Source organism: Dankookia rubra, assembly GCF_004355005.1.
Classification (GTDB): Bacteria; Pseudomonadota; Alphaproteobacteria; order Acetobacterales; family Acetobacteraceae; genus Paracraurococcus; species Paracraurococcus ruber_A.
On record NZ_SMSJ01000037.1, the window covers coordinates 26,490 to 51,745 of the forward strand.

29 protein-coding genes and 1 pseudogene are annotated in these 25,256 nt (G+C 67.2%); 23 read left to right on the forward strand and 7 right to left on the reverse strand.

Annotated features, from left to right (window positions below; genetic code table 11):
* Positions 1-9: 9 nt before the first annotated feature.
* The 5 genes from E2C06_RS37770 (at position 10) to E2C06_RS21785 (ending at position 2,818) form a co-directional block, all read left to right on the forward strand.
* Positions 10-162, forward strand: a complete 153-nt coding sequence (locus E2C06_RS37770; protein WP_165982549.1) for a hypothetical protein — start codon at positions 10-12, stop codon at positions 160-162.
* Positions 163-323: 161 nt separating this feature from the next.
* Complete coding sequence (locus tag E2C06_RS21770) at positions 324-524, forward strand: hypothetical protein (protein ID WP_133290717.1); 201 nt, start codon at positions 324-326, stop codon at positions 522-524.
* Between the two features lie 92 nt (positions 525-616).
* A complete protein-coding gene (locus tag E2C06_RS21775) occupies positions 617-793 on the forward strand; it encodes a DUF2934 domain-containing protein (RefSeq protein ID WP_133290718.1) in 177 nt (58 codons plus the stop codon).
* Between the two features lie 789 nt (positions 794-1,582).
* The gene (locus tag E2C06_RS21780) at positions 1,583-2,164 is read left to right on the forward strand and encodes a phosphate-starvation-inducible PsiE family protein (protein ID WP_277751859.1); all 582 of its coding nucleotides are present in this window, start codon (positions 1,583-1,585) and stop codon (positions 2,162-2,164) included.
* A 159-nt stretch (positions 2,165-2,323) separates the two neighbouring features.
* A complete protein-coding gene (locus tag E2C06_RS21785) occupies positions 2,324-2,818 on the forward strand; it encodes a PRC-barrel domain-containing protein (protein WP_133290719.1) in 495 nt (164 codons plus the stop codon).
* A gap of 89 nt (positions 2,819-2,907) precedes the next feature.
* On the opposite strand, the gene E2C06_RS21790 is transcribed toward E2C06_RS21785, so the two are convergent.
* Entirely contained in the window at positions 2,908-4,032 is a 1,125-nt protein-coding gene (locus E2C06_RS21790; protein ID WP_133290720.1) for a cation:proton antiporter domain-containing protein, read from the reverse strand.
* An 83-nt stretch (positions 4,033-4,115) separates the two neighbouring features.
* Between E2C06_RS21790 and E2C06_RS21795 the strand changes: the two are divergent.
* Positions 4,116-5,362, forward strand: a pseudogene (locus tag E2C06_RS21795) (IS3 family transposase); the annotation flags it as partial.
* Positions 5,363-5,380: 18 nt separating this feature from the next.
* On the opposite strand, the gene E2C06_RS21800 reads toward E2C06_RS21795, so the two are convergent.
* Positions 5,381-6,109: a cation:proton antiporter gene (locus E2C06_RS21800; protein ID WP_133290721.1), complete on the reverse strand. Its 729-nt coding sequence runs from the start codon at positions 6,107-6,109 to the stop codon at positions 5,381-5,383.
* Between the two features lie 348 nt (positions 6,110-6,457).
* Here E2C06_RS21800 and E2C06_RS21805 point away from each other — a divergent pair, with 348 nt between their 5' ends.
* From E2C06_RS21805 to E2C06_RS21880, 16 genes are all read left to right on the forward strand, one after another.
* The gene (locus tag E2C06_RS21805) at positions 6,458-7,192 is read left to right on the forward strand and encodes an ETC complex I subunit (protein ID WP_133290722.1); all 735 of its coding nucleotides are present in this window, start codon (positions 6,458-6,460) and stop codon (positions 7,190-7,192) included.
* A gap of 271 nt (positions 7,193-7,463) precedes the next feature.
* On the forward strand, positions 7,464-7,772 hold the full coding sequence (locus E2C06_RS21810) for a hypothetical protein (protein WP_133290723.1): 309 nt from the start codon (positions 7,464-7,466) through the stop codon (positions 7,770-7,772).
* 280 nt (positions 7,773-8,052) lie between these two features.
* A complete protein-coding gene (locus E2C06_RS37775) occupies positions 8,053-8,211 on the forward strand; it encodes a hypothetical protein (protein WP_165982552.1) in 159 nt (52 codons plus the stop codon).
* Positions 8,212-8,282: 71 nt separating this feature from the next.
* Positions 8,283-8,726, forward strand: coding sequence for a thioredoxin TrxC (trxC, locus tag E2C06_RS21815; RefSeq protein ID WP_133290724.1), 444 nt, complete (start codon positions 8,283-8,285; stop codon positions 8,724-8,726).
* A gap of 18 nt (positions 8,727-8,744) precedes the next feature.
* Positions 8,745-9,668 (forward strand): DnaJ C-terminal domain-containing protein, encoded by a 924-nt coding sequence (locus E2C06_RS21820; protein ID WP_133290725.1) that lies wholly within the window; start codon positions 8,745-8,747, stop codon positions 9,666-9,668.
* The gene (locus E2C06_RS21825; RefSeq protein WP_133290726.1) at positions 9,669-10,037 is read left to right on the forward strand and encodes a chaperone modulator CbpM; all 369 of its coding nucleotides are present in this window, start codon (positions 9,669-9,671) and stop codon (positions 10,035-10,037) included.
* Positions 10,027-11,019 (forward strand): M48 family metalloprotease, encoded by a 993-nt coding sequence (locus E2C06_RS21830; protein ID WP_133290727.1) that lies wholly within the window; start codon positions 10,027-10,029, stop codon positions 11,017-11,019. Before E2C06_RS21825 ends, E2C06_RS21830 begins: the two co-directional genes overlap by 11 nt.
* Positions 11,020-11,196: 177 nt before the next feature.
* Complete coding sequence (locus E2C06_RS21835; RefSeq protein WP_133290728.1) at positions 11,197-11,658, forward strand: Hsp20 family protein; 462 nt, start codon at positions 11,197-11,199, stop codon at positions 11,656-11,658.
* A 104-nt stretch (positions 11,659-11,762) separates the two neighbouring features.
* Entirely contained in the window at positions 11,763-12,260 is a 498-nt protein-coding gene (locus E2C06_RS21840) for an Hsp20/alpha crystallin family protein (protein ID WP_133290729.1), read from the forward strand.
* Positions 12,261-12,378: 118 nt separating this feature from the next.
* Positions 12,379-14,304, forward strand: coding sequence for a molecular chaperone DnaK (dnaK, locus tag E2C06_RS21845; RefSeq protein ID WP_133290730.1), 1,926 nt, complete (start codon positions 12,379-12,381; stop codon positions 14,302-14,304).
* Between the two features lie 164 nt (positions 14,305-14,468).
* Positions 14,469-15,374: a LysR family transcriptional regulator gene (locus E2C06_RS21850; RefSeq protein ID WP_133290731.1), complete on the forward strand. Its 906-nt coding sequence runs from the start codon at positions 14,469-14,471 to the stop codon at positions 15,372-15,374.
* Between the two features lie 104 nt (positions 15,375-15,478).
* Positions 15,479-16,339, forward strand: coding sequence for a TauD/TfdA dioxygenase family protein (locus E2C06_RS21855; protein WP_133290732.1), 861 nt, complete (start codon positions 15,479-15,481; stop codon positions 16,337-16,339).
* 796 nt (positions 16,340-17,135) lie between these two features.
* Positions 17,136-17,588, forward strand: a complete 453-nt coding sequence (locus E2C06_RS21870) for a DUF3237 domain-containing protein (protein ID WP_133290734.1) — start codon at positions 17,136-17,138, stop codon at positions 17,586-17,588.
* A gap of 144 nt (positions 17,589-17,732) precedes the next feature.
* Positions 17,733-17,906 (forward strand): cysteine hydrolase family protein, encoded by a 174-nt coding sequence (locus E2C06_RS37780; protein WP_165982554.1) that lies wholly within the window; start codon positions 17,733-17,735, stop codon positions 17,904-17,906.
* A 20-nt stretch (positions 17,907-17,926) separates the two neighbouring features.
* A complete protein-coding gene (locus E2C06_RS21875) occupies positions 17,927-18,319 on the forward strand; it encodes a methyltransferase (RefSeq protein ID WP_241671411.1) in 393 nt (130 codons plus the stop codon).
* 94 nt (positions 18,320-18,413) lie between these two features.
* Positions 18,414-19,028 (forward strand): glutathione S-transferase family protein, encoded by a 615-nt coding sequence (locus tag E2C06_RS21880; protein ID WP_133290736.1) that lies wholly within the window; start codon positions 18,414-18,416, stop codon positions 19,026-19,028.
* A gap of 299 nt (positions 19,029-19,327) precedes the next feature.
* Here the strand turns inward: E2C06_RS21880 and E2C06_RS21885 are convergent, their stop codons facing one another.
* The 3 genes from E2C06_RS21885 to E2C06_RS21890 all read right to left on the reverse strand — a co-directional run bounded on the left by E2C06_RS21885 (position 19,328) and on the right by E2C06_RS21890 (position 21,870).
* On the reverse strand, positions 19,328-20,599 hold the full coding sequence (locus tag E2C06_RS21885; protein WP_206664629.1) for an FAD-binding oxidoreductase: 1,272 nt from the start codon (positions 20,597-20,599) through the stop codon (positions 19,328-19,330).
* Between the two features lie 423 nt (positions 20,600-21,022).
* Positions 21,023-21,169: a hypothetical protein gene (locus E2C06_RS37785; protein ID WP_165982555.1), complete on the reverse strand. Its 147-nt coding sequence runs from the start codon at positions 21,167-21,169 to the stop codon at positions 21,023-21,025.
* Positions 21,170-21,288: 119 nt separating this feature from the next.
* On the reverse strand, positions 21,289-21,870 hold the full coding sequence (locus tag E2C06_RS21890) for a helix-turn-helix domain-containing protein (protein WP_165982556.1): 582 nt from the start codon (positions 21,868-21,870) through the stop codon (positions 21,289-21,291).
* Between the two features lie 38 nt (positions 21,871-21,908).
* Between E2C06_RS21890 and E2C06_RS21895 the strand changes: the two genes are divergently transcribed.
* Positions 21,909-22,469, forward strand: a complete 561-nt coding sequence (locus tag E2C06_RS21895) for a cupin domain-containing protein (RefSeq protein WP_133290739.1) — start codon at positions 21,909-21,911, stop codon at positions 22,467-22,469.
* 100 nt (positions 22,470-22,569) lie between these two features.
* On the opposite strand, the gene E2C06_RS21900 is transcribed toward E2C06_RS21895, so the two are convergent.
* Together E2C06_RS21900 and E2C06_RS21905 are read right to left on the reverse strand one after the other, a co-directional pair.
* Positions 22,570-23,568, reverse strand: a complete 999-nt coding sequence (locus E2C06_RS21900; protein ID WP_165982557.1) for a catalase family peroxidase — start codon at positions 23,566-23,568, stop codon at positions 22,570-22,572.
* Positions 23,569-24,010: 442 nt separating this feature from the next.
* Positions 24,011-25,252 (reverse strand): sensor histidine kinase, encoded by a 1,242-nt coding sequence (locus E2C06_RS21905; RefSeq protein WP_133290741.1) that lies wholly within the window; start codon positions 25,250-25,252, stop codon positions 24,011-24,013.
* Positions 25,253-25,256 lie beyond the last annotated feature (4 nt).

Here is a 25,256-nt window from a genome sequence, read left to right on the forward strand (position 1 = left end):
CAAGCAGCGGTGAGCATCCTGCTGACCACCTTAATCCTTCCCGCTGCCGTCCTGCTGCTCACGACGCAAGTAGCGCCGGCTATTACTCTCTCCTTCCTCGTCGCTGGGCTCGGCATCACGCTGCACGCCATGCTGCCGCCCCCGGTGGAAGAAGCCAGGTAAGCCATCCTCCTTGCTGCATTGGCAACCATGTGAGCGGCCAACGCACATCTTTCGGCGCCTCCCAATGCATGGCGATCCCAGGCAGTTGGTTTCGCGTCGCAAGCCCGGTCTGCACGCTTAGCGCAGCCAGGGCGGTGAGCTGGATGCGCGGGAGCCGGCCCTTGGCCACGATCCCGGCGATTCGCGACACCCTGGCCGGCATGGCCCACCAGCATGGCGCTCCGGCCCGCCGCGCCGCCGCGCTCGGCACCGCGGAGATCCGCCGGCGGGTTGCCGCCGGCCGCAACGGGCTCGTCTGGACACGGGACAAGGCGCTGCTGCTGGGCTTCGCCGCGGCGCTGCCAACACTACCGCCGGGATAGCTGAGCGGTGATGTCGGCGTGCTGATGGCGTCACGCCAACGGGTGGACCTGTCCGCGTCTGGCCGTCATCCTCAGGTTCAGGAGGAGAGCCAATGCCCGAAACAAAGAACGATCTCGAAACTCGGATTCGCGAACGCGCTTACGCGCTCTGGGAAGAGGATGGCCGTCCTGAGGGACGGGCGGACGAATACTGGGAGCAGGCTCGCCGGTTCGTTGAGGCGGAGGACGATCCTAGGAGCCCAGACATGGTGGCCGACCCACCGCTCTGAGCGCCCTACGCTGGGAATGGCTCGATTGGGTGCGGTTCAGGTAGCCTTCTATCGGACGCAGGAAGTCCTAACCCTCGCGGACACGGCGCTCTGAAAGAGGAGAACGGCCGGCTCGAGATCCGCTGGATGGCCGGTGCGAGCGGCACCTTACTTCTCGTGCTGCAGTGGAGAGAGAGCGGTGTCGTCATGCCGCCGGATGTCTCTCAACAGCACTACGGGCGACAGCTGATCGAGCGGGTGCCAACTTACACGGCGCGAGTGGAGACACAATTCACCTTCGCCCCGAATGGCGTGACCGCCGGATCGAGATGCCGATTGCGGCACAACTGTCGGCATCAATTTGGCCGTAGGTAGCAGCGCAGCCGCACCGTGCCGTCAGGGCCGACAGGGTCGCTCCGCCTCGGTTATTCCGCTTCTCGTGCTTCAATCGAGGCTTGCTGAAATCGCGGTCGGCCGTTCGTGGTGAGCACCAATCCAGCCGCCCTCGGCCCGGAGCGGCAACAGCTTGCTTCTTGCGCAAGATCTTCCCAAGGCCGGCCAGCGCGTCACCTCAGGGTGTCGCTATGTGGGCCGGCAGGGCTGGCCACCGTGTCCCGCCTCGCCGCGTTGTCCCAAGTCGAAGGAGACAGCCCAGGACAGGAGCTTGGGGTGTAACAGCCCGTTGACAAAGTCCCGCAGCACCTCGCAGGCCACATCTATAGGGCGCAGCGGTAATGCTGGACCACTACATGATGTGCCGAATGTCTGGGCGGCCGACTTTGTCAACGGGCTAGTAAAAGGGGGAAACGGATGGACGACGCCACACGAAACGAAACGAATGCAGCTGCCATCCGCCAAGCGCAGCCGCATGACATGACCGAGCGGCACCGTGACGTGGCGGCCACCAGCTTGAAGGAGACGCGCGAGGCCTGGCCGGGCATGACCGCCTACGAGCGGTTCGAGCAGGTGGCCGCGCTCGTCATTACCGCGCTCGTCTCCGTGCTGATCGCTGCCGCCTTGCTGCACCTGACTTGGGACGTCCTGCTGCTGATTCTAGCCGGCCTTGCCGACCCGGCAGAAAAGGGGGTGTTCCAGGCAGTCTTCGGCATGATCATGACCGTGCTGATCGCCCTCGAGTTCAACCACTCGATCCGAGGCGTGCTGGAGCGGCGGCACGGTATCGTCCAGGTGCGCACGGTGGTGCTGATTGCTCTCCTCGCACTGGTGCGCAAATTCATCATCATCGATGCCACCCATATCGCCCCTGTCACCCTCATCGGGATGGCGGCCGCGGTCCTGGCGCTCGGCGCGGTCTACTGGATGATGCGCGATCAGGATCGGCGTGACGCCGCCGAGGAGGAGACATTGGCCAGAGGCAGCGAGGCGCCATAACCCGTCGAGGAGGCTAGCCGGAGTTTTTCCTGTACGGTGAGCTGACCGCCTGGACCTGAGTTACTGTCAGATGAGTTGTGTAAATGGAACCCGGTCAGCGGCGTCGCGCTCTGCCCCGCTCGGAGGCTGGCAGCCTCACGTCCACACGGGAAACCACGCATGATTGCACACCTCGCCCTCGTGGCCGTTTCAGTCGCTGTGCTTGGAGGCACTGCGCTTGCCCAGCCGGCGCCGTTCGGCCTGACGCAGACCCTCCCCGGCTGGGGCGGCACTGCGGTGCCGCAGCCCGGGCAAGCCGCCCTGCCCGGCGGGCTTGTGACCGTCGCGCCGGGGTCGGTGGTGGTCACCTACTACGAGGTCCGGCCTGTCGACATGACGGCTTCCAACCTCCTGCGGACCGAAGTACGCAATCTGCAGGACGAGCGGATCGGCCGTATCGAGGACCTGGTCATCGGCGGTGGCCGGGAGATCTCGGCGGTGGTGATCGGGGTTGGTGGCTTCCTCGGCATCGGCGAGCGCTACGCCGCCCTGCCGCCCAGCGCGGTGGTGCTCACGCGCCAGCCAGACGGCAGTCTCCGGGCGGTCGTGGATGCGACGCGGGACCAGCTGCGTAACTCGCCCGAGTTCAAGTTCGAGGGCAGTGTCCGCCGCTGATACGGCGGCCTTCCTTGGCTATAGCTGGCGAGCCGGCGCGGTCTCGCCTGCAACATCGGCCCCCCCCGGCCGCCTCTGGGGAGTGGACATCACGGCGGCAGGTCGCGCAGTTCGGGGTTTAGCTCGGCTCGCGCTGCAGCGATGCGCGCCTCAACTTCATGCGGCGCAAGGCCGAGAGTGGCGAGAGCCTGCGCCGCCAGCGCCAGGCCCGCTGCGAGATTCTCGGGCAGGATGCAGGTCGCGCCGGCCTCGACCAGCGGCCCAAGTGCCGCGTCCTCGTCTGTGCTCACCAGCACCGGCAGCTCAGGCCTGTCGTGCCGGATCCGGCGCAGGAGCCGCTCCACCGCCCTGGCATCGGAGATCGTCACAACCACGGCCCGCGCCCGCCCCAGCCCCGCTGCCCGCAGAATGCCGTGGCGGGTGGCATCCCCGAACACGACGCGGTGGCCTTGGCGCTGGGCGCGGCGCAGCCGGCTGAGGTCTACCTCAAGCGCGAGGTAGGGCATGCCGCTGCTCTCCAGAGCCGCAGCGACCGGCCGGCCGACGCGGCCACAGCCGCACAGGATAACGTGGTCGGACAGGGCTTCGCCCGCGCGTGCGACCTCCGGCTCCGCTCGGGCCAGGCGCCCACTTTCGACCGAGCTATCCACGAGCAAGGCCGCCAGACGCGCGTTCCATTGGATCAGGGCAGGGGCGAGTGCCAAGCTGAGCGCGATCGCTGAGAAGGCCAACTGCGCCGCGGCCGGCTCAAGCAAGCCGGCCGCAAGCCCCTGGCCGACGATGAGCAGCGCGAACTCGCCGCCGTGCGCCAGCACCAGCCCGGCACGCAGCGCGGACGCCGCGCCCAAACCGGCGGCGAGCCCGAGACCGAACATAACGAGCGTCTTCAGCGCCACGAGCAGCAGCGTGGCAATCAAGGTAAGGAACGGTCGCGCGGCCGTGGCCCCGAGGTCGATTCCCATGCCCACGGTCAAGAAAAACAGGCCGAGCAGCGCGTCCCGGAAGGGGCGGATCTCCTCCTCGACCTGGTGGCGGAAGTCGCTCTCACCAATGAGCATACCAATAAAGAAAGCGCCGACCGGCAGCGAAAGCCCGATCTCCCCGGCCACGTACGCGGCGCTCAGGACCACGGAGAGGGTGGCCAGGAGAAAGAGCTCGGCCGAGTGTGGGGTGCGGCACGGTTCGATGAGACAGCCGACTGCGGTAGGGATCACCGCAACCGGAGGTCAGACCGATGGACCAGAACCGCAGCGACCAGCCCGAGGGGGCGCCGGCGGGCGCCCAGCACGTTGATACCGGCACCCCCACGGGCGGTGCCGGGCCGGAGCGTTGCAACTCCGCCCGGCGCAAGCTGGCCGCCGTCACCCGCCTGCTGCGCGGCGAGCCGCTGGAGACCGTGGCCCGCGAGCTCAACGTCACCGTCGCCCGCCTGAGCGAGTGGCGAGGCCGCGCCCTGGTCGCGGCAGAGGCGGCGATAAAGGAGCGCGAGCGCGATAGCCGCGACGAGGAGATGCTCCGCCTCAAAGCCAAGCTCGGCGAAGTCACCATGGCCAACGAGCTGCTCGAGCAGAAGATCGCCGCCCTCGAGGGTGGGCGCCCTTTGGCCCGCAGGAGGTCGAGGCGGTGGGCCGGGCCATCTCTCCGGCCACGAGCCACGCCTACGGCCTCGCCAGGGTCGCCCGGGTCTGGCACCTCTCCCGCGCCACGGTCTACCGCCATCGCGCGGCGCCCGACCCCGCGGCACCGGCCGGTCCGACACGCCGGGGCCCGGTCGGGGTCTGCTCTGATGCCGCGTTGCTCGAGCACATTCGCGCCCAGATCCTCGGCTCGCGCCTGCACGGCGAGGGCTACCGCAAGATCTGGGCCCGGCTGCGCCATGCCGGCATCCGCACCTCGGCCCGGCGGGTCCGGCGCCTGATGGGCCAGCACGGCCTGCTCGCGCCGCACCGCGTCGGCCGTCCCGAGCAGCGCGCTCATGACGGCACCATCACCACAACGGCGGTGGACGCGATGTGGGGGACCGACATGACCGAAACCGTGACCGTTAGGGAGGGCCGCGCACGGGTCTTCGTTGCCGTCGACCACTGCTCGGGCGAGTGCGTCGGCAACCATGCCGCCCGCTCCGGCAACCGCTTCGAGGCACTCGAGCCGGTGCGCCAGGGCGTGCTGCGCCACTTCGGCCGCATCGAGAAGAACGCGGCCAAGGGTCTCTCCCTCCGGCACGACCACGGCTCCAACTATATGTCTGGCGACTTCCAGGACGAGATCGCCTTCTTCGGCATCGAGAGCTCGCCCTCCTTCGTCCGCCAGCCCGAAGGCAACGGCGTCGCCGAGCGCTTTATCCGAACCCTGAAAGAGAACTTCCTTTGGGTGCACACCTTCGACACCATCGAGGAGCTGCGCCGCGGGCTGCAGGATTTCGTTGCCCACTACAACGCCACTTGGCTCGTCGCCCGGCACGGCTACCGCACCCCGAACCAGATCCGCGCCGAGCAATGCGGCCTTGCTCAGTGCCTACCCGCCCACCTACCCTTCGCTGCCTGAACAGCGCAGTCGGCTGTCTCAACAACCGGTCGCACTACAGAGCTCGGCCGAGTGCCTCCGGGCCACCCACTCGATGAGCCAGGCGAGCGCGCGGCGTGCGAGCAGGGCAACGGCAAGGAAGACTCCCAACGCGACGGTCGCCCGGACTTCCGCGTCGGGCGGTTCCACTCCGCCCCCCTCCCGCGGCGCGGCACCAACGAGAACTAGGAAGGGCAGCGTCGCGAGATCTTGGAACAGCAAGACTCCCAGCGCGAGCCGCCCGTGCCGGCTGCCCAGCTCCCCTCGAGCAGCGAGTTGTCGCAGGGTGAGGGCGGTGTAGGACATGGCAACCGCACCACCCAGGACAATGGCCCCGAGCCATTCGGTGCTCCCGAACCAGGCGAGCGACGCGGCGAGCGTGGCGGTCACCCCGACCTGTAAACTACCCATCCCGAGTACCAGCCCGCGCGCGGCGATGAGGCGCGGCAGCGAGAACTCGAGTCCGACGATGAACATGAGCAGGACGATGCCGAGTTCGCCGAGGAACGAATGCCGTCGCTGGTGAGCAGCAGGTTCAGGCCGTGCGGGCCGACCGCGAGGCCGGCGGTGACGTAGCCTATGATGGGAGAGAAGCGCAGACGCACCAGGACCGCGACTGCGACGGTGGAGGCGAGCACCAGGACGAGGGTTTCGGCGAGAAGGCGGTCGGTCAAGGCTAGGCATCCGGTTCGGCGAGCGATGGCAAAAGTCACAGAGCTGCAGGGACATCCTCGCCACCAAGGGTCAGCGCCAGAGCGTGATCGGCCGCCAACGTGGTTCCTGGAGCTGCGGGACAAATTGTATCGGCGAGGAGGCCATCTAACCCACCTTCCGGCCGATCGCGCCGTGCGGCTTGCTCAGAAGCGGGCTACTCGCCTTGTGGTTCAAGAACCAAAAGAGGCAGTCAAAGCTACCGTTTCCGGCCGCGTGCTTTCACGTCTCTGGTCTTGAAACAGACGTTGCACGCACCACAAAGATCCTTGCCGGGCGCCCGGTGGGGCCTGGTGGACGGCGCCAGTAAGAGGCGCCGCTCAGATCCATGTTGCTTCGAGAGGAGGATGTGGAGGAGAGCAAACCATGAGCGTTCGTCAGCATCGAATCCGCGACACCGTTGTGGAGGGCCAGTTCGCCCGACTGGTTGGCGGCGAGCGGGCCGAACCTATGGAGAGCGCGCCCGGCGTGACGCTGCCGAGCTTCCCGCCGGATGCCCGAGCCGTCATCCACCGCCCGAGCAGATCGGTCATGACCTCCGGCCGCGCGAACACCTGCAATTGGGTGCTCGAGTTCGAACCACGCTCGGCCGAGTTCATCGAGCCGCTCATGGGCTGGACCGGCGGCACCGAGCCGCTGCGCCATGTTCGGCTCAGCTTTCCGACGCTGGATGCGGCTGTCGCGTATGCACGGCGGGAAGGTCTGCCCTTCACCCTGTATGAGCCGCAGGAGCCTTCGCCGGTCCAGTGCGCTGCCGGAAACCCGCCAGAAGTTTCGCCATGTGCTGTGCTGTACGGCGATCCTCTGTTCTGCTTCGCCTGGGACCGCCCGTACATCGTGATGCCTGATCTCAGCGCGGCGCTGCTCAATCCGGCGAGGGTCTTCACCAGCCCCCACGAGGTTGCCACGCATCCGCTGCTGACCGCAGAAGAGAAGCGCGACGTTCTCACGCGCTGGCTCTGGGACGCGCAGCGGATCGAGGCCACGGCGGACGAGGCGCCGCTGGACGGTGGCGAGCCCTCGCGCCTCGACGAGGTGCTGCAAGCACTTGCCCTGCTGGACCGGATATACATGCCTCCCATGCGGAAGCCTGCGCACTAAAACGATGTAGCCGGCCGCCCCCGCTGGGGGGCGGAGATGGAGGGTCGGGGATCATGGCGCAGCGGCCATCACCTTGGCTCTCCTTGGCCACGAGAAGGCTGCGCTGACAGGGTGGTTGGCGCAGGACTTCGGGGAGCCGTGCCGTGAGGCCTTGAACCGGGTGGACGGAAACCTATCAACAACTCTGCCAGGTGCTCGGTCGAGGCCTGGCGAGTGGCACCGGCCTTGGGTGCCACCATGGGCCATGTAGCTTCGCAAGGAGGACGTGGAGATGTGGGCCGAAAACTCCTCTAACCTTCTGTCCCGGCCGCCACTGCGCTTTGGCCGGATGCTGGACCAGACCCAGCGCTCGTTCTGGGATGCATCCAGCAACAGCTGCTCGTCGCCCTATAGCACAGCGCTGCCTTCTGCAGAGAGCGGCGCCAACACCGGGGGGCACGCTCCGGCATGCCGCAGGTCTGCTCGTTGGCGCCGTGATCTCCTGATCGAGGATATGGCCGACCTTTTGGGCCGGGCGGTGATCTACGCACTGGCCATACTTGGGCTCCTGAATGTCCTCGGCCTGGTCACTACGGCATGACGGCAGCAATGGTGACATCATGCTCAAGGATGAGAGCGGAGCCGTGGTGACAACGCGACAGGTACTGCCGGTGCCGTTGGAACGGCGTCGAGGTGACCCCGGCCCGCTATACCGGGCCTCAGCGGCTGCCATGGCATGTGCTGTGGCGGCTCCAATCCCGTTCTTCTGGGCACCGTCCCTGTGGGTCGCTGGCTTGCTTGCGCCGCCGCCAGTGCCAGTCCTAGCGGCGCTAGGGACGGTGCTGCGGAGCCTCGGACCGGAGGAGGGGAGAGAACAAGCCGTGCTCCGACCGGATGCCTGGAACGGGCTCGGCGGACGGCACCGAGCACACGTACTGCGCAAGTCCATGTTGCTTCGCAAGGAGGGGGTGGAGATGAAGCCCGAGATCGACTTCGACCCGCTGCGTGAGACTGGCAGCGGCCAGCTCCCGGCTCGATGAGCCCGTGGTGACGTCTTCGCTCAAAGAGATTGCGGACCAGTGTCAAACGCCCGTCGATGAGGGTCACGAACATGCCCGAGCCAGTTCAGGTCGTCTGCCCGCACTGCGATACGATCAACCGCGTTCCTGCCGACCGGCTGGGCAATATGCCGAGATGCGGCAAATGCCGTACTGCGCTGTTCGAGGGCCGCCCCGCCTCTTTGTCGGAGGTGCGGTTCCGGCGGCACCTCAGCCACAGCGGCATTCCGCTGCTCGTCGATTTCTGGGCCTCCTGGTGTGGCCCTTGCCGCACGATGGCGCCCGAGTTCGAGGCGGCGGCGCGCGCGCTCGAGCCACGGATGCGACTGGCGAAGGTGTCCACCGAGGAAGCACCCGGGCTGGCCGCCGAACTGCGGATCTCCGGCATCCCAATGCTCGCGCTGTTCGCGGGCGGGCAGGAGGTCGCTCGCCAGGCGGGCGCCATGCCAGCGCGCCAGATCATCGAATGGGCATCCCGCGCAACGGTTGGGGCCTAACAAGCAACGCAGACGACCATGACCGAAACTCCCTATGACATCCTGGGCGTGAAGCGCGACGCCACGCAGGAGCAGATCCGCAGCGCCTACCGCCGCCTGGCCAGGAAGCTGCACCCGGACCTCAACCCGGGCGACCGCACGGCCGAGGAGCGGTTCAAGCAGGTGTCGGCGGCCCATGACCTGCTCGGTGACCCCGACAAGCGCGTGCGCTTCGACCGTGGCGAGATCGACGCCTCCGGTGCCGAGCAGCCGCAGCAGACGCATTTCTACCGCGACTTCGCCGGCGGTACCGGTCATGGGCAGCACCCCTATACGAGCGACGCCGGTTTCGCCGACATGATGGACGCAGACGACCTGCTCGCCGAACTCTTCGGCCGTAGCGGTGCGCGCGGCCGGCGGACGCGGATGCGGGGCGGTGACCTGCGCGGCCAGCTCGTGCTGGACTTCCTGGAAGCGGTCAACGGCACGACAAAGCGCCTGACCTTGCCGGACGGAGCGACCCTGGACGTCACGGTGCCGCCCGGAACACGGGATGGCCAGGTGCTTCGCCTGCGGGGCAAAGGCGGTACCGGCCTAGGTGGCGGTACACCGGGCGACCTGCTCGTCGAGGTCGAGGTCGGGTCGCACCGACATTTCACCCGCAAGGGTGACGACATCCATTTCGAGTTGCCGGTGAGCCTGCCCGAGGCAGTGCTCGGCGGCCGCGTGGAGGCGCCGACGCCGACCGGGCCGGTCGCGGTCACCATCCCCAAGGGCGCTAATACCGGCACGGTGCTGCGGCTGAGGGGGCGCGGCGTGAGGCGACCCGACGGGTCCCGCGGCGATGCCTTTGCAACGCTGCGGATCGTGCTGCCGGACCGGTCGGACCCGGAGCTCGAGGCATTTGCTGCGCGCTGGGCGGGCGGCAAGGCTCACAACCCGCGGGTCGGGATGGAGGGGTGAATGTTCGAGAGCCGCGAGTTCCTGCTGCTGGCCAGGCTCGACGCCGCCGCGCTGGAGGCCTGGACCGAGGCTGGCTGGCTGGCGCCCCGGCAGGCGGGTCCCGAGCATACCTTCTCCGAACTTGACCTCGCCCGCGTCTGCCTGATCCGCGACTTGCGGGAAGGTATGGGAGTGAATGACGAGGGGATCGCCATCGTGCTTGACCTGCTCGACCAGGTGCATGGGCTTCGGCAGGCGCTGCGCCGGATGAGCTCGGCTCTGCAGGTATTGCCAGCGCCGCTCCGGCAGAAGATCCTGACGCGACTGCAGGACAGCCGGGAGGAGGTCGCGAGGCGTATGGGCGGGGAGCCGCTGTCCGGTGTGGGCTGAGCGGGCCCGGGGCGCTGCAACGCTGCGGCTCGACCCGGTCGCCCTGGCGCAGCAACGGCTGCTCAACCGGCTCCATTCGGCGCTGATCCTGCTGACCCTGGTTGGACTGGCGGGGTGGACCGGGCTGCTGGTCGGCGGGGCGGAGGGGCTGGCCTTCGGTGCTGGCATAGCGCTGGCCTTCCTGCTGCTCGACCCGATGCCGGGCGACCTTCTGTTCCGGCATGCCTTCGGCGCGGTCCGCCTCTCGTCCGCCCAAGCCCCGGATCTCGTCGCCCTGACGGCGGCGCTGGCGCGGCGCGCCGGCCTACCACATCCGCCGCGTCTCTACCTCATCCCGTCACCGATACTGCAGGCCATGGCGGCCGGCAGCCGGGAGGCACCCGTCATCGCGGTGACGTCCGGACTTCTGCAGGCCCTGCCGCGCCGCGAACTGGCGGCGGTGCTGGCGCATGAGACTGCCCACATCCGCCATGGCGACCTGTTGGTTCTGCGTCTGGCGACCACGGCGGCCAGCCTGACCCGCGGCATGGCCGGCATCGGAGCACTGGTCCTGCTGGCGTTCCTGCCAGTGTTGTGGGCGACCGAGGCGATGCCGGCACCCCTGGCCGTGGTGCTGCTGCTGGCGGCGCCGCTGCTCAGCGATGTGCTGGCCCTATCGCTCTCGCGCCGGCGGGAGCTTCTCGCCGACGCGGGTGCGGTCGAGCTGACCGGCGATGTCGCGGCCCTGGCCGAAGCCCTGGCGCGGATCTGGCGCCTGCAGGGCGACGACTGGGAACGCCTGGCCGCCCGCGGCCCGCGCTGGCTGAGTTGGCTCCGGACCCATCCCACGGTCGAGGACCGCATCGCGGCCCTGCGCGGGATGGCGAGGCCGGTGCGCGCGGCGTTGCCAGATCCGGACCGGGTCATGATTGCGCCCCGGGAGCTTTGGGCGCTAGGCAGCCACCACCCGGCCCAGCGGCTGGCACGCCGGTGGCTTCTGTAGCACGCCGCACCTCGCCGAACGGCGCAGTTCACACGAGCGACACCGCCGGCGGGGGTCTTGAACCGCCGCAGCGTTTTCCTAACTCGCCTGCTGCCGAATGCCGCAATGCGGGTTCGGTGGGCGCCGGGCCAGGCGCTTTGGTGCCCATACCCATGTCGCTCAGAGGAGGATGTGGCTATGAGGATGATCGACTTTGCACCGCTCTCGCGGTCTACCATCGGCTTCGACCGGCTGTTCGACCTGCTCGACCAGACGACGGACCTCGCGCCGAATGAGAGCTTCCCGACCTACGACATCGAGAAGGCCGGCGAGGACGCCTATCGCATCACGCTGGCGGTCCCCGGCTTCAAGTCGGACGAGATTTCGATCGAAGGTCAGCCGAATCTGCTGGTGGTCTCCGGCCAGCGGTCGACGGATCGGGGTGGCCAGTATCTGCACCGGGGCCTCCCGACGCGCGGCTTTGAGCGGCGCTTCAACCTCGCCGACTTCGTCGAGGTGAAGGGCGCCAGCCTCGCCGACGGTCTGCTCACCATCGAGTTGAAGCGCGAGGTGCCCGAGGCGATGCGGCCGCGGCGGATCGAGATCGCCAGCGGCGCGGCCCAGGGCCCGCGGCAGATCGAGGGGCAGCAGGCCGCCTGAGCCCGGAAGACCACCTCGATAGGACGTCAACGTGATACCGGGCCGACAGGTGCGGGTGCCGCAGGGCGCCGTGCGCCTGCCGCCCCGAGAGAATGGAGGCAACCATGATGATGAGCGATCTCATCCCGTGGGGCCGCAACCGGACTGCTCCGGCTCCGCGCGGGAATGATGAAGAGACCAGCCCGTATCTCGCCCTGCAGCGCGAGATGAACCGGGTGTTCGACAGCTTCTTCCGCGGCTCTGGTACCGCTGCCCCTACCCTTGCCCCGCTCGGTTGGACGGCAGCCTGGCCGCATGTGGAGGTCAGTGAAACCGAGCAGGAGGTGAAGGTCGTCGCCGAGTTGGCGGGCCTCGAAGAGAAGGACCTCGAGGTCACGCTGCACGATGGCATCCTGACCCTCAAGGGCGAGAAGAAAGCCGAGAGCAGCGGCGCGGTGTACAGCGAGCGCTGGCATGGCCAGTTCCAGCGGTCGCTGCAGCTTGGCCCGGATGTCGATCCGGATAAGGTGGCGGCCTCCTTCCGCAATGGGGTGCTCACCGTCACCCTGGCCAAACGCCCGGAGGCGCAGCGCCAGGTGAAGCGCGTCCCGATCAGCGGATGAGATCCCGGTCCCCGGGCCGGAGCCGGCCCGGGGTGCCGACCACCAGCAGAACCGCACTGATGGACGAGTTCAGCTAGCAACACGAGCCGAACAGTAACTCGCAGCGCCGGAGGCAGACATGGCAGCCAAAGTCATCGGCATTGATCTTGGGACCACGAACTCCTGCGTCGCCATCATGGAGGGTGGCACGCCAAAGGTCATCGAGAACGCTGAAGGGGCACGTACAACGCCCTCGATGGTAGCATTCGCCAAGAGCGGTGAGACCCTCGTCGGCATGCCGGCGAAGCGCCAGGCCGTCACCAACCCGACGAACACGATCTTCGCCGTCAAGCGCCTGATCGGCCGCCGCTTCGACGATCCCACGACCGAGAAGGACCGCGACCTGGTTCCCTACAAGATCGTTCGCGGCGACAATGGCGACGCCTGGGTCGAGGTGGAGGGCAAGCGCCACAGCCCGAGCCAGATCAGTGCTTTCGTGCTCACCAAGATGAAGGAGACGGCCGAGGCCTATCTCAGCGAAAAGGTGACGCAGGCCGTCATCACCGTCCCCGCCTACTTCGACGACGCCCAGCGCCAGGCCACCAAGGACGCCGGTCGCATTGCCGGGCTCGAGGTGTTGCGCATCATCAACGAGCCCACCGCGGCCGCCCTGGCCTATGGTCTCGAGAAGAAAGGGTCCGGCAGGATCGCGGTCTATGACCTCGGCGGCGGGACCTTCGACATTTCGGTCCTTGAGATCGGCGGCGGCGTGTTCGAGGTGAAGTCCACCAATGGTGACACCTTCCTGGGTGGTGAGGACTTCGACGCCAGGATCGTGGATCACCTGGCTACCGAGTTCCAACGCGACCAGGGCATCGACCTGCGCAAGGATCGGCTGGCGCTGCAGCGGCTGAAGGAAGCCGCCGAGAAGGCGAAGATCGAACTGTCTTCGGCCAAGGAGACCGATATCAACCTGCCTTTCATCACCGCCGATGCCTCCGGGCCGAAGCACCTGGTGATGACGCTGACGCGGGCAAAGCTCGAGGGACTGGTGGATGACCTGATCCAGCGCACCATCGAGCCCTGCCGTGCCGCCCTCAAGGACGCCGGGATCACCACCAAGGATGTCGAAGAGGTGGTCCTGGTCGGTGGCATGACCCGCATGCCCAAGGTCATCGAGGCGGTGAAGCAGTTCTTCGGCAAGGAGCCGGCCCGTAACGTCAACCCGGACGAGGTCGTCGCCATCGGCGCCGCGATCCAGGGCGGCGTGCTGAAGGGCGAGGTGAAGGACGTCCTGCTGCTCGACGTGACCCCGCTCTCGCTCGGCATCGAAACACTGGGCGGCGTCTTTACCCGGCTGATCGACCGCAACACCACCATCCCGACTAAGAAGAGCCAGGTTTTCTCGACGGCCGAGGACAACCAGCAGGCCGTGACCGTCCGCGTCTTCCAGGGGGAGCGCGAGATGGCGGCGGACAACAAGCTGCTGGGCGAGTTCAACCTCGTCGGCATCCCGCCCGCACCCCGGGGCATGCCGCAGATCGAGGTGACCTTCGACATCGACGCGAACGGCATCGTCTCGGTCTCGGCCAAGGATAAGGCAACCGGCAAGGAGCAGCAGATCAAGATCCAGGCCAGCGGCGGCCTCTCGGAGCGGGAGATCGAGCGCTTGGTCCGCGAGGCCGAGCAGCATGCAGCCGAGGACAAGCGCCGTCGGGCGGTGGTCGAGGCGCGCAACCACGGCGACGCCCTCATCCACGCCGCCGAAAAGCAGCTGCAGGAACATGGCGCCAAGGTCGGCAGCGCCGATCGGCAGGCCTTGGAGGACGCCATCAAGCATCTGCGGGACGTGCTGCCGGCGGATGACGCCGACCGCATCCAGCGGCAGATCGAGGCTCTGTCCCAGGCCTTCGGGCGTTTCGGTGAGGCGGTGCATCGCAGCGCCGACGCCCAGCAGGCAGGGACGAGCGCCGCGGATGGCACGGCCTCGACGGAGCCCGGCAACGACAACATCGTCGACGCCGATTTCGAGGAAGTGGATGAGCAAAAGCGCAAGCGCGGGTAACGGTGCGCACGCTGGTGGAGAGGTGCGCGGTCTTGCCGACCAGCAGGGAGCCCCACTGTTCGCGTCCAAGTCGGCTGTGCGCAGTTACTGGCCGCCGGGCGGCTCGGGCTGCTGGCCGATCCACCTGGCTTCCTACGCTGGCAGAGCCGTAATAGCGTCGCCGCATGGACCGGCTGACCACATTCCGGCTTTTCCTGCGCACCCTTGATCGCGGCGGCATCGCGGCGGCGGGACGTTCGCTCGGGTTATCGGCGACAGCGGCGTCGCGGGCCCTGCGCGAGTTGGAGGACGACCTCGCCCTGCGGCTGTTCGACCGCACAACGCGCCATGTTGCGCCGACTGAGGTGGGGCGCCGCCTGGCTGCCCGAATTGCACCGCTGCTCGAGGGCCTCGACGCCGCCATGGTCGAGGCGCGGGAAATGCACGAGGAAGCGACCGGCACACTGCGCATCGTCGCGCGGCGGTCCTACGCGCTGCGTCATGTGGTACCGCATCTCGCCAGGTTCCAAACCGCGCATCCGCGGGTGGAGATCGATCTCGCATTGACGGAGCTGACCGGGCTGGTGCCGGCGCATGGGGTGGACATGGTCATCCGCCTCGGCTTGCCGGCAGGCAAGTCCTTCATTGGGCACCGGCTCGCCTCAGGCCGACGCATTCTCTGTGCCAGCCCCGGCTACATCGCGCGCCACGGCGCCCCGGCCACGGCCGATGCAGTCCTCCAGCACCCCTGCCTGACCTATCGCGAGGAGGAAGAAGCCCCGGTCTGGGTCTTCGCCACCGGCTCGGGCGGGCGGCAGGAGATCCCAGTCACCGGGCCGTTCCGCTCCAACAGCGGGGAGGCGCTGCGCCGAGCCGCGCTGGACGGCATGGGCTTGATATTGCTGCCCGAATGGATGGTTGGCGAGGATGTCGCTGCCGGCCACCTGACACCCTTGCTGGCGGGGTTGCCGAGCTGGCCGGAACGCTACCAGGCCGAGATCCACGCCGTGCATGCGCGTGCCGAGCGCCTTCCCGCCAAGATCGCCGCCTTCGTCGCGCATCTGCTCGCATCCGTCGATCCTGCCGGCTGACCGCATCGTACATTCTGCCGCTTTTCGGCTGAGTGTTTCACAAAAATGCCGTCTGGCGGCTGAATGGACCGCCGCGCCATGGTGAGGGCAGGAGGAAATACCCCATGGTCGAGACGACACCACTCACTCCCATCCTCGGCGCCCGCATCACGGGCCTCGACATCGCCCGTGGCGTGGACGCGACGATAATGGCCGCAGTGCGCGATGCGCTCGACCGCTTCTCGGTGCTGGTCTTCCCGGACCAACGTATCGACGACGCAGCGCAGATCGCCTTCAGCGAAGGGTTCGGGCCGCTGGAACGAACCCGCCCCGGCGCGCCCGGGGCGGGCAGCGCGGTAATTGTCCTGTCGAATATCGGCGCCGCCGGCGAGATCGCGCCACCAACCGACAAGCAGGTGCTGAACAACAAGGCAAACCGCTTCTGGCACCATGATTCGTCGTTCAAGCCTGTACCGGCCCGGGCTTCGCTGCTCTCGGCACGGGAGATCCCCTCGGCCGGCGGTGACACTGAATTCGCCTCCATGCGCGTGGCTTTCGCCGCACTCGATCCGGCCGAGCAGGACGACCTGCGTGGCCGCGTCGCCATCCATGACTTTGGCTGGTCGCGCACTCGGGTCGATGCCGCGCTGGTGACCGAGGCCGAACGCAGCCAGCACCCGCCGGTGCGCCAGGCCCTGGTCCTGGAGGAGAATCCGCATGGCCCGGCCCTGTATCTCGGCGCTCATGCGCGCAGTATCGAGGGTATGGGCGAGGCGGAGTCCCGCGTGCTGATCGACCGGCTGATAGCGTTGGCGACGCAGCCCGCCTTCACCTATGCGCATCGCTGGCGGCCGCATGACCTGGTGGTGTGGGACAATCGCGCCGTGCTGCACCGCGCCACGCCGTTCGCAACGACGACGGAACGCCGTCACATGGTGCGCACCTGCGTCGCTGGCGCCGCGCCGACCCTCGCCGCCGCCGCGTGACGGCCGCCCCCTTCGAGGGCGATTGGGACCACATCATCGTCGGCGCTGGCAGCGCCGGCTGCGTGCTGGCCAACCGCCTCTCCGCCGATCCGCACCGCCGCGTGCTGTTTCCGGAAGCTGGCGGGCAGGCGCGGCACCCCTACCTTCAGGTCCCTGCCGGCTTCACCCTTCCCGCGTGTTATAGAGCTGGCTTGGGCCATCTTGAGCCGCAAGCTACGTTGAATGGCGATGCTGCCAGAGAGATCAACCCGTTTTCCCAAGTGCACCCAAGCCGGCTCTGTAGGAGGGGGGTGCCACAATCGCGGTCAGCCGCGGGTTTCCGGCACTGCTTCGGCTCCGGGGCCGACAGTCCCGGCACCTACTCCGCGGCGAACCCAGTAGCTTCGACTAGGTCGGCCCATCGCCCCAGGTCGGAGCGGCCGAGGCGGTCCAGCTTCTCGGGCGTGGACGCCTCGGGGTCGATCGTCGACGTGGTACGGGGCAGCGGCGGAAAAGTGAGGGCGATCGCCAGCGAGCTGAGATGATGCCCGCATAGATGCCAAAGCGGATCTAAGATTCAGCCGCCAACCGCCGCCATACCCAGGCGGGATACCATGGTCGTCGCGCGAACACCGTACCCATGACCCGGGGCTGGAAATAGTTGCGCGCAAGCACGGCATAGAGCGGGGTCATTTCACCATGAGCCAAGCCGCAATCTTGTAACACAACCGCCTGCAGCTCCGCGCACATTTCCGTCGCGCCCGCTGACCGAACCGGCCAAGATCGCCGACAAGCCGGGCAGGGAGGAGAGAAAGCAATGGAGCTGGTATTTGAGTTCGTGCTGCGGGCGCGTCTGGAGCCACCGCTTCCCTTTGGGGGCGGGTTGCTCGGCGAGCGAATGTTTTTCAATGCATTTGATGGTGAAGTTGAGGGCGAGCGACTGAATGGCAAACTGCTGCCCGGTGGCGGCGACTGGCTGATTGCTCATCCGTCGGGTTGGGGCGTTCTCGACGTGCGGACTCAGATCAGGACGGACGACGGTGCACTCATCTTCGCTCACTATCCCGGTCTGATCGAGATGAGGCCCGCGACACTGGATGCGCTGAAGAACGGGACGGCGACGCGGATCGAGGACCAGTATTTCCGCACCACGCCCCGCTTCGAGACCGGCAATGCACGATACGCGTGGCTGAACCAGTCGCTGTTCGTCGGCGCGGGGCGGATCATCGAGGGTATCGGCGTTGAGTACCGGGTCCATCGTGTGACCTGACGCACGCGCAACACGGCGAATAAAACAATGGTAGAGCGCAGCATAGTCACTCTCGACGCGACACCCGGACCGCTGAAGGTCGACCTCTCGACGGCTGCTGTCCTCGTTGTTGACATGTAGAATGACTTCGGCGCGGCAGGCGGCATGTTCGATCGGGCCGGGATCGACATCTCCGTCATCCGACGGGCAATTGCTCCGACCGCGAAGGTCATCTCGGCCGCCCGCGCCGCCGGCTTGCCGGTCATCTACGTCAAGGAGGAGCATCGCCCTGACCTCTCTGACATCGGCGCGCAACCCTGTTCGACCTGCCGCACGTAGCCGACGTCGCCCGCGCCCGCATCGCGGAGGCCGGGCTCTCCGACCGGTACGAGGCCGTGGGCGGCGACACGTTTGCCGCGGTGCCGGCGGGCGCGGACGCCTACGTGCTCAAGGGCGTGATCCACGACTGGGAGGACGCCGAGGCGCTCGCCATCTTGCACAACGTCCGCGCCGCGATGCGCGATGACGGGCGGCTGCTGGTAATCGAGCGTGTCCTGCCGGAGCGCATCGACCCCGGCGACGTGCTGACGCCGGGGCGGTTCATCCACGACATCAACATGATGCTTAACCCGGGTGGGCGAGAGAGGACCGAGGCGGAGTTCCGCGACCTCCTGACCCGGGCGGGGCTGCGGCTCGCCCGCGTCGTCCCGACGCCCTGCGCGCTGGCGGTGATCGAGGCCGACCCCGCGTGAGTGCGGCGCGCCGGCGCCTGACATCATCGTGGTGCCCATTTCGTCCTTGAGCGCGCGAGGGAGCGGGGATGCACTGGAGCAGGGAGGATCACCCATGCTCACGCTCTACTATGCACCCGGCTCGTCCTCGATGGCCTCGCACATCGCGCTCGAAGAGGCCGGCGCCCGCTACGAGACTCACTTCGTCAACGAGGACGCGGGCGAGCACCGCACCGAAGCCTACCTGCGGGTCAATCCGCGCGGCAAGGTGCCCGCGCTGCGGCTCGTCAACGGCTCGGTCCTGGTCGAGAACGTCGCTATCCAGACCTACGTCGCCCGCACACACCCAGAGGCAGGCCTGCTGCCGGCCGATGCGGAGGGAGAAGCGCGCGCCCTGTCACTGATGGCCTTTTTCGCCACTGCCGCGCACCCGGCCTTCTCCCACTTCTGGGCGCCTCGGCGCTTCACAGACGAGCCCTCCGGCGAAGATGGGATCAGGGCAAAGGGATTGGCGACTTTCCATGGCCACTGCCGCGAGATCGAGGCCCTGCTGGCAGAAAGAGAGTGGTTCGTTGGCCAGTTCTCGACGGTGGACTGCTATGGCTTCGTCTTTTACGGCTGGGCCTACGCGCCGGCCTGCCAATGCGCGACCTCCCTAACTACACTGCCCACAAGGACCGCATGCTCGCCCGCCCCGCCGTGCAACGGGTGCTGGGCCGAGAGGGTGTGAGTCTCGGCTGAGAGGCGACTTTCAAAATAGGAGATTATCGGGGCGGGCAGCCACGCCGACGCCCGCTGGCTAAGAGCGCTGCGCCCGACAGGGCGACCGGCTGACCACACTCCGCCTACGAATGCTGATCGGCCGGAAGCTGGAAGAGCGCGGCATCACCATGCCCGCCGCGATCCGCGCGGCGCTCGATATGCCGGCAGCTGAAGCGGTCAGACTGCTGGCCCGGTGCCAGTGGCGCGAAAGCGATGTGGCGCCGCAGCAGGGCACGCGCACACCCGCCTCTGGTCTACTCTTCCCAGTTAGGCAGTGGGGAGGATGTTTTGGTTCAGGCGGAAGAGGTTTACGGGGTCGTACTTGGCCTTGATCTGCTGCAGCCGCCCGAAGTTTGGTCCGTAGGCGGCCGCGACCGCGTCGGGGCGCTCGTCGGCGTCGAGGTAGTTCACGTAGCGGCCCGCGCCCGTGTAGGGGCGCAGCGCGGCGAAGGCCTCCCGTGCCCAGGCGGTGCAGGCTTCAGTCTGCCGCGGGTCTGTCCACTCCGAGAGCACGAGCATGTTGTAGCCCTCAGCACGGTGAGGGAAGGCCGTGTCGCCGACTTCCACGCGCGCCACGGCGCCGTGCACGTGCTCCATTAGTAGCTGCCCCATCGGCGTCGGGCAGGCCGCGAAGCTCTCGATCATCGCCCGGATCGCGTCATCGGTCAGGGCGGAAAGGAAGCTCGATTTCCAGTAGTTGAGCGCTCCGCGCGGGTACTTCGCATCCAACATCGCATTCAGCTGCGCATAGGGCATCGGCCCGATCGCATCGAGTGCTGGCGTGCCGAACTGCCGGATCGGCCGCAATGCCTCCTCGGCCGCGGCGGGCGTCCCGCAATGGCACAGCACGATCGCCGCCATCTTCTCTCCTGACCCGTCCGGCGCGTGCACCAACCCTGCGACAAGGGTCAGCTCGTCGGGGAGCGAGGCGGTGATATCGCGGAAGTGCCGCAGCACGTCCCAGGCCGAGGCAAAGGGCCAAGCAACGAGGCCACCCGTGACAATTGGCCCAACCGGATGCAGGCGGTACTCGAGGGAGGCCACCACGCCGAAGTTGCCGCCGCCGCCGCGGAGCGCCCAGAAGAGGTCGGGATGGTCGCGCTCGCTCGCGGTGACCACCCTGCCATCGGCCAGCACCACCTCCGCTGACAGCAGCTTGTCGAGGGCGAGCCCGTGCTTGGCCATAAGCCAGCCGAGCCCACCTCCGAGAGTCAGCCCCGCGACGCCCGTCGAGGAGACCACGCCTCCGGTGGTGGCCAGGCCGTGCAGCTGGGTTTCGCGGTTGAACTCGCCCCAGGTGACGCCCCCCTGCGCACGGGCGGTGCGCGCCGTCGGATCGACATGTATGCCCTTCATGAGGGACAGGTCGATCATCAGGCTGCCCTCGGTGGTCGCGCGCCCCGCCACGTTGTGGCCGCCACCGCGGATGGCGATCTCGAGCCCCTGGTCGCGCCCCAGCCTCACCGCGTCAGTGATATCGGCCAGGCCGCGACAGCGGGCGATGAGCGCCGGGCGGCGGTCGATGAGTCCATTATGCACCCTCCGGGCCTCCTCGTACCCAGGATCGGTGGGCCGCAGGACCTGTCCCGCGAAGGAGTTGGCGAGTTCGGCAACCGGGTCGGCCTGAGATGTCGTGGAGTCCATCGTTACCTCCCGTGTGGGGGCATCTGCCAAAGCGACGACGGACGCCATCTGTTTCCGGGCCCGTTCTTACCGCAGCGGGTTAGCCGATAGGCCACCGTCGCGGGGTACATTGCCGCCGCTCGCCGTTCGATGGTCGACGCACCTCGCTCCCGAGGTCAAACCTAATTTCGTCCCAGCCTGGTGGCGGCAAGTCTGCTCGCGGCATCCACGGTGCGACTGACAGGATGGCCGAGTTGGGCCGCTGTGCCACTGATCAGCCTCCGGCCGGTCTGAACCAAGGCGGGCGAAAGATGTCCTGCTATCCGCCGTGGTTTCCGCTCACAGTGTCTCGCTGGCAAGCCAGTTCGCGACCTCCTCTTCGGGCACCAGGCGCACCGTGTTGAGGTCAAATTCGTCGAAGACAATCTCGCTCAGGCCATAAGGTGGCCCAATGAGCGACGACGGCTCCTCGCGGAGATCGACCATGCGCGGGCTCTCCACCCCATTGCGCATCTCCACGATCTCGGCCTGTCAATCGGGATGGCTGCTCTACAAAATCCTGCCGTATGCAGCGGTATGACTGGCTCGACTGCTTTGAGGTGAGATCAACCTCGCTCGACGATCAGGTAAATGAGCGCCTCGGTAGACGGGTCGGGGTTCTCGATCGTATGCGGAGCGTCGGTGCGGCAGCTGCAGCTATCACCTTCGGAGAGTTCGGCTGTTTCGTCGCCCACGGTGACGCGGACGGCGCCAACAGCCACGTGCATATGCTCGACCGTGCCGGCAGTGTGAGCCGCGGTCGGTCCTAAAATAGTCGACGGAGGGATCTGATAGCGCACGAAGTCGATGCGGCTACCGGGGGCCGAAGGTCCAAGTCTTTCCCAACGTGCGGGGTATTCACCGCCTGCGCCCTCGCCGCTGCGCAGCACGCGAATGCGGGGCGATAGACCCGCACCCCCGTCAATGAGCGCAGCGGCACCAACCCCGAGTGCCTGAGCGAGCCGCACTACCGTGCTGACGGTCGGCGACTTCGCTCCACGCTCAATGTCCGAGATCATCGAGGCAGAGATGCCGCTGCCCGCGGCCAGCGTTCGCAAACTGAAGCCGGCTGCCTCGCGCTGCTGTTTGACGGCGCGCCCCACACGGAGGCTGACCTCGTCCTCTAAAGTTGACACCATGTACTCCATAGTGCACGAATACGCCACCCAAGCAAGGAGGGGAGGCAATGGACAAAGCTGAATTCGAAACGGAATTGCGTCGCGACGGCTACCGGGTCGTGAACAGCAGCGTGAAGCCGAACTTGGTCGCGCCGAACCATTGTCACGACTTCGACGCCAAGGCATGGGTTCTAGGCGGCGAAATCACCATCACTCGTGACAACACCCCGGTCACCTTCCGCGCGGGGCAATGCTTCGAGGTGCCCGCAGGCTGTATGCATGCTGAGCACGTCGGCCCGGAGGGTGTTGCTCTGCTGTCAGGGCGCCGCCGCAACGGCGGTCCACTCACCCGTGAGGCCTTCGAGAGCGACCTACGTCGTGAAGGCTTTGATGTCGTGAATGGCGGACAAAAGCCCGGTTTTGCCGAGGACATGCACGCGCATGATTTCGATGCGAGGATCATGGTGCTTGCTGGTGAGATCACCGTAACGCGTGATGGCAAGTCAGATGTTTTCCATGCCGGTGATCACTGCGAAATTCCGGCTGGCTGCCAACACACAACGAAGGCGGGTCCGGAAGGCGTTGCCTACATCGTTGGGAAAGCCTGTCGCCGGCCAGCGATGAACTAGCTGCCTGGTTTCTTGGCACGGTAAGGATCCTGCACGCTGTGTGGAGCGTGCAGGTGGAAAGGTGGATACACCGGCCTGATGCCCTGTAGCGAAGCCGAAACTACTGCAGCCGTCGAGACAACGAGACGGCATAGGCAGCCGCACGCGCCTGCAGCGTCGGATCGTAGCTCAGCTCGACGCCAGGCGCCTGCTCCAGCGTCATGAAGCTGATGGGGTCACATGCGCCGCCCGGGCCAGGTGCGACATCAGTGACCGTCAGCCGCCCCACCACCGCGCGCGGCCGGTCGTCGGGCCAGGCCACCGTCGGGTTGGTCACGTCGTCGCCGGTGCCAGGAAACTGCAGCACCATGTCAAACTCCACCGGCGCTTCTGTGATGCGACGGCGTAGCTCTTCGGCGAGGAAGTCGTTCGGCAGCGTGCGCATCTGCTCCTCGGTCAGGCGCAGTGTTCCGGCCCGCGGTTCAAACACCCAGCGAGCATGGCGCACCTCTCCGTCGGCTCCTCGGAAGCGGAATGCATTGACGCCCCAATAGGGGGTCGTGGCCCAGCTCGCCGACGGCAGGGTCGCGGCCAGCCAGCGGGCCTGCAAGGTGGCTGCCGGGTTCGCTGCCACGAAGGCCGTGACAGCTTGCGGGTTGGGCTGGCCGGTCGCCGGATCCGGGCGGCGGGCGAGCAGCCCGTCTACCAGTGCCTGCGGCGTGGGCGATCCGAAGATGGGCGCCGAGATGTTGGCCATGTCCCAGATCTCGCCACCCTGGGTTTCGAAGCGGATGGAGAGGCTGCGCGTGGTACGCCCGGTGTCGGGCCCGCGGGGGTTCCCCACGCCGACGCCAAAGCGGATGATGGTCGGCACGCGCTGCCCGTTGAAGATTGGCGACACCGAAAGCCGTGCACCTTCGGGTGTTGCAGCGAAATAGCCGGCGGCGCAGGTGCCCTTGGCGTGGCTTGGGCGGTGAGTACGGATCGGGCCCAGCACCGCTTCGAATGCATCGACAATCGCTTCAGGTGAGGGCGTCTCGGTCCGGGCCGGGGTCACTGTGCCGAGCAGCCCTGCAAACATACCGACGGCGAGGGCCGTGGCGAACGGACGGGTGGGCATGTGCATGGATCTCCGTGGCTCGGTCGTGCCAATTGGGAGATAAAGGTGATAGCGGAAGTGGTGCCCGTTTCAGCAACCTTCTCACGCTGGGCCATGGCATGTGGCAGGGCGAGCCCGGGTTTGGGCTCTCGGCAGGTCCTGGCACGCCTTATCGGATGAAGAGAGGCTCCGGCATAGGCGGTCCTCAAGCGCGCCCGCAATCGCCTGCATGCGCGCTGCTGCCGTTTTCACGGTCCTCCTCCCGCCGCGCCAGCCGCCGGTACGTCCGCGCAGATCGCCAGCGCTCGTCCACCCATCGCGTTCTCCCCCAACTGGGTTGGACGCAACTAGAATCACTTCGGCTCGCGTCGCTTCAAATGACCTCCGAGTCAGCAATATTGCGGATCGGTATTATTCATCATGTGTGGATCACGACAGCGCTCTTTCAGCGCTGAGTTCAGTCTCATTCGGCCGGCACAGCGCCGGATCGCAGGGGAACGCTGATCGCGGCTTGAAGACCGGCAGGGTCGAACCGGAGCTCGACTTCACCACCGAGTTGGCGAGGCAAATTACGCTCCAGCAGGCGCGAACCGAAGCCTCGCTGCGCTGGCGGTCCCGCCAGTGGCGGCCCACCTCGTTCGAGCCACTCGATCCGAAGGCGAGCACCCTCCGCACTGCGGTATTCAGACTGGAACTGAGCAATCTGCCAGCGCACCTCAACCCGTCCAGCCGGAGTTGAGAGCGCGCCATGGCGAACCGCGTTCGTGACCATTTCGTGCAGCGCCAATGCGAGGGCCACGGCGGAGCCGGGCTCCAGCTGGACTGGCGGCCCGTCAAGCATGGCACGGGGCCCCGCAGCCGGCCCAGCGGCGCTCAGATATGGCGCCAGCTCAGTCTCCAGCAGGAGACGTAGCTCCGCCCCTGCAGCCCAGCCACCTTCTGACAGTCGGTCATGCGCGCGGGCGAGCGCGAGCAGCCGTCCACCGAAGGCGGACCAAGAGGCGCTGGGGCTCGGTGCAGCACGCGCAGTTTGGGCCGCCAGCGAGTGCACGGCGGCGAGTGTGTTCCGTACACGATGGTTCAACTCGGCTAGCAGCAATCGGCGCAGACCTTCCTCACCACGGCGCTCATCCGCGTCGGCAACGAAGCCAGCCACATAGCGGACTTGACCGGCGGTGCGGATCGGAAAGCCAAAGTCGCGCACCCAGCGTGGCCGACGCGAGCCACCTCCGTCTTGGGTTGATGGCAGCACCCGGTACTCGATCTCAGCGGTTTCACCTCGCCGCACCGCCTCGAAACGCGCCGTCACGGCGGCTCGATCGTCCGCGTACACAAGGCCGAGCCAACGCCCAGCCTCCGGCAGCACGACCTCAGCCGGTGTTCCGAGTAGGGCTTCCAGGCCGGGTGAGACGTACCTGCCTTGCCCGGTGCGGGCATCGGCTACCCAGAGTGCGCCCGGCGCTGCCTCGGCGAAGCTCTGCAGAAGCGCTCCTTGATCCGCCTTTCGCTCGAGGTCGACGACGCGCTGTTCCAGCTCCGCCTTTGCCTCGCGCAAGCCATTCAGGGCAAGTTCTAGCCGGTCTGCCCGGGCTCGCTCCGCATCGAGCGCCTCTCGCAGGCCATGCTGATCATAGGATGTGCCGGGGAGGCCGAGTTGGGCCTCCGCCATGTTGTTGTCGCCGTCACGCCGTCGCTTTGGCGACACGCCG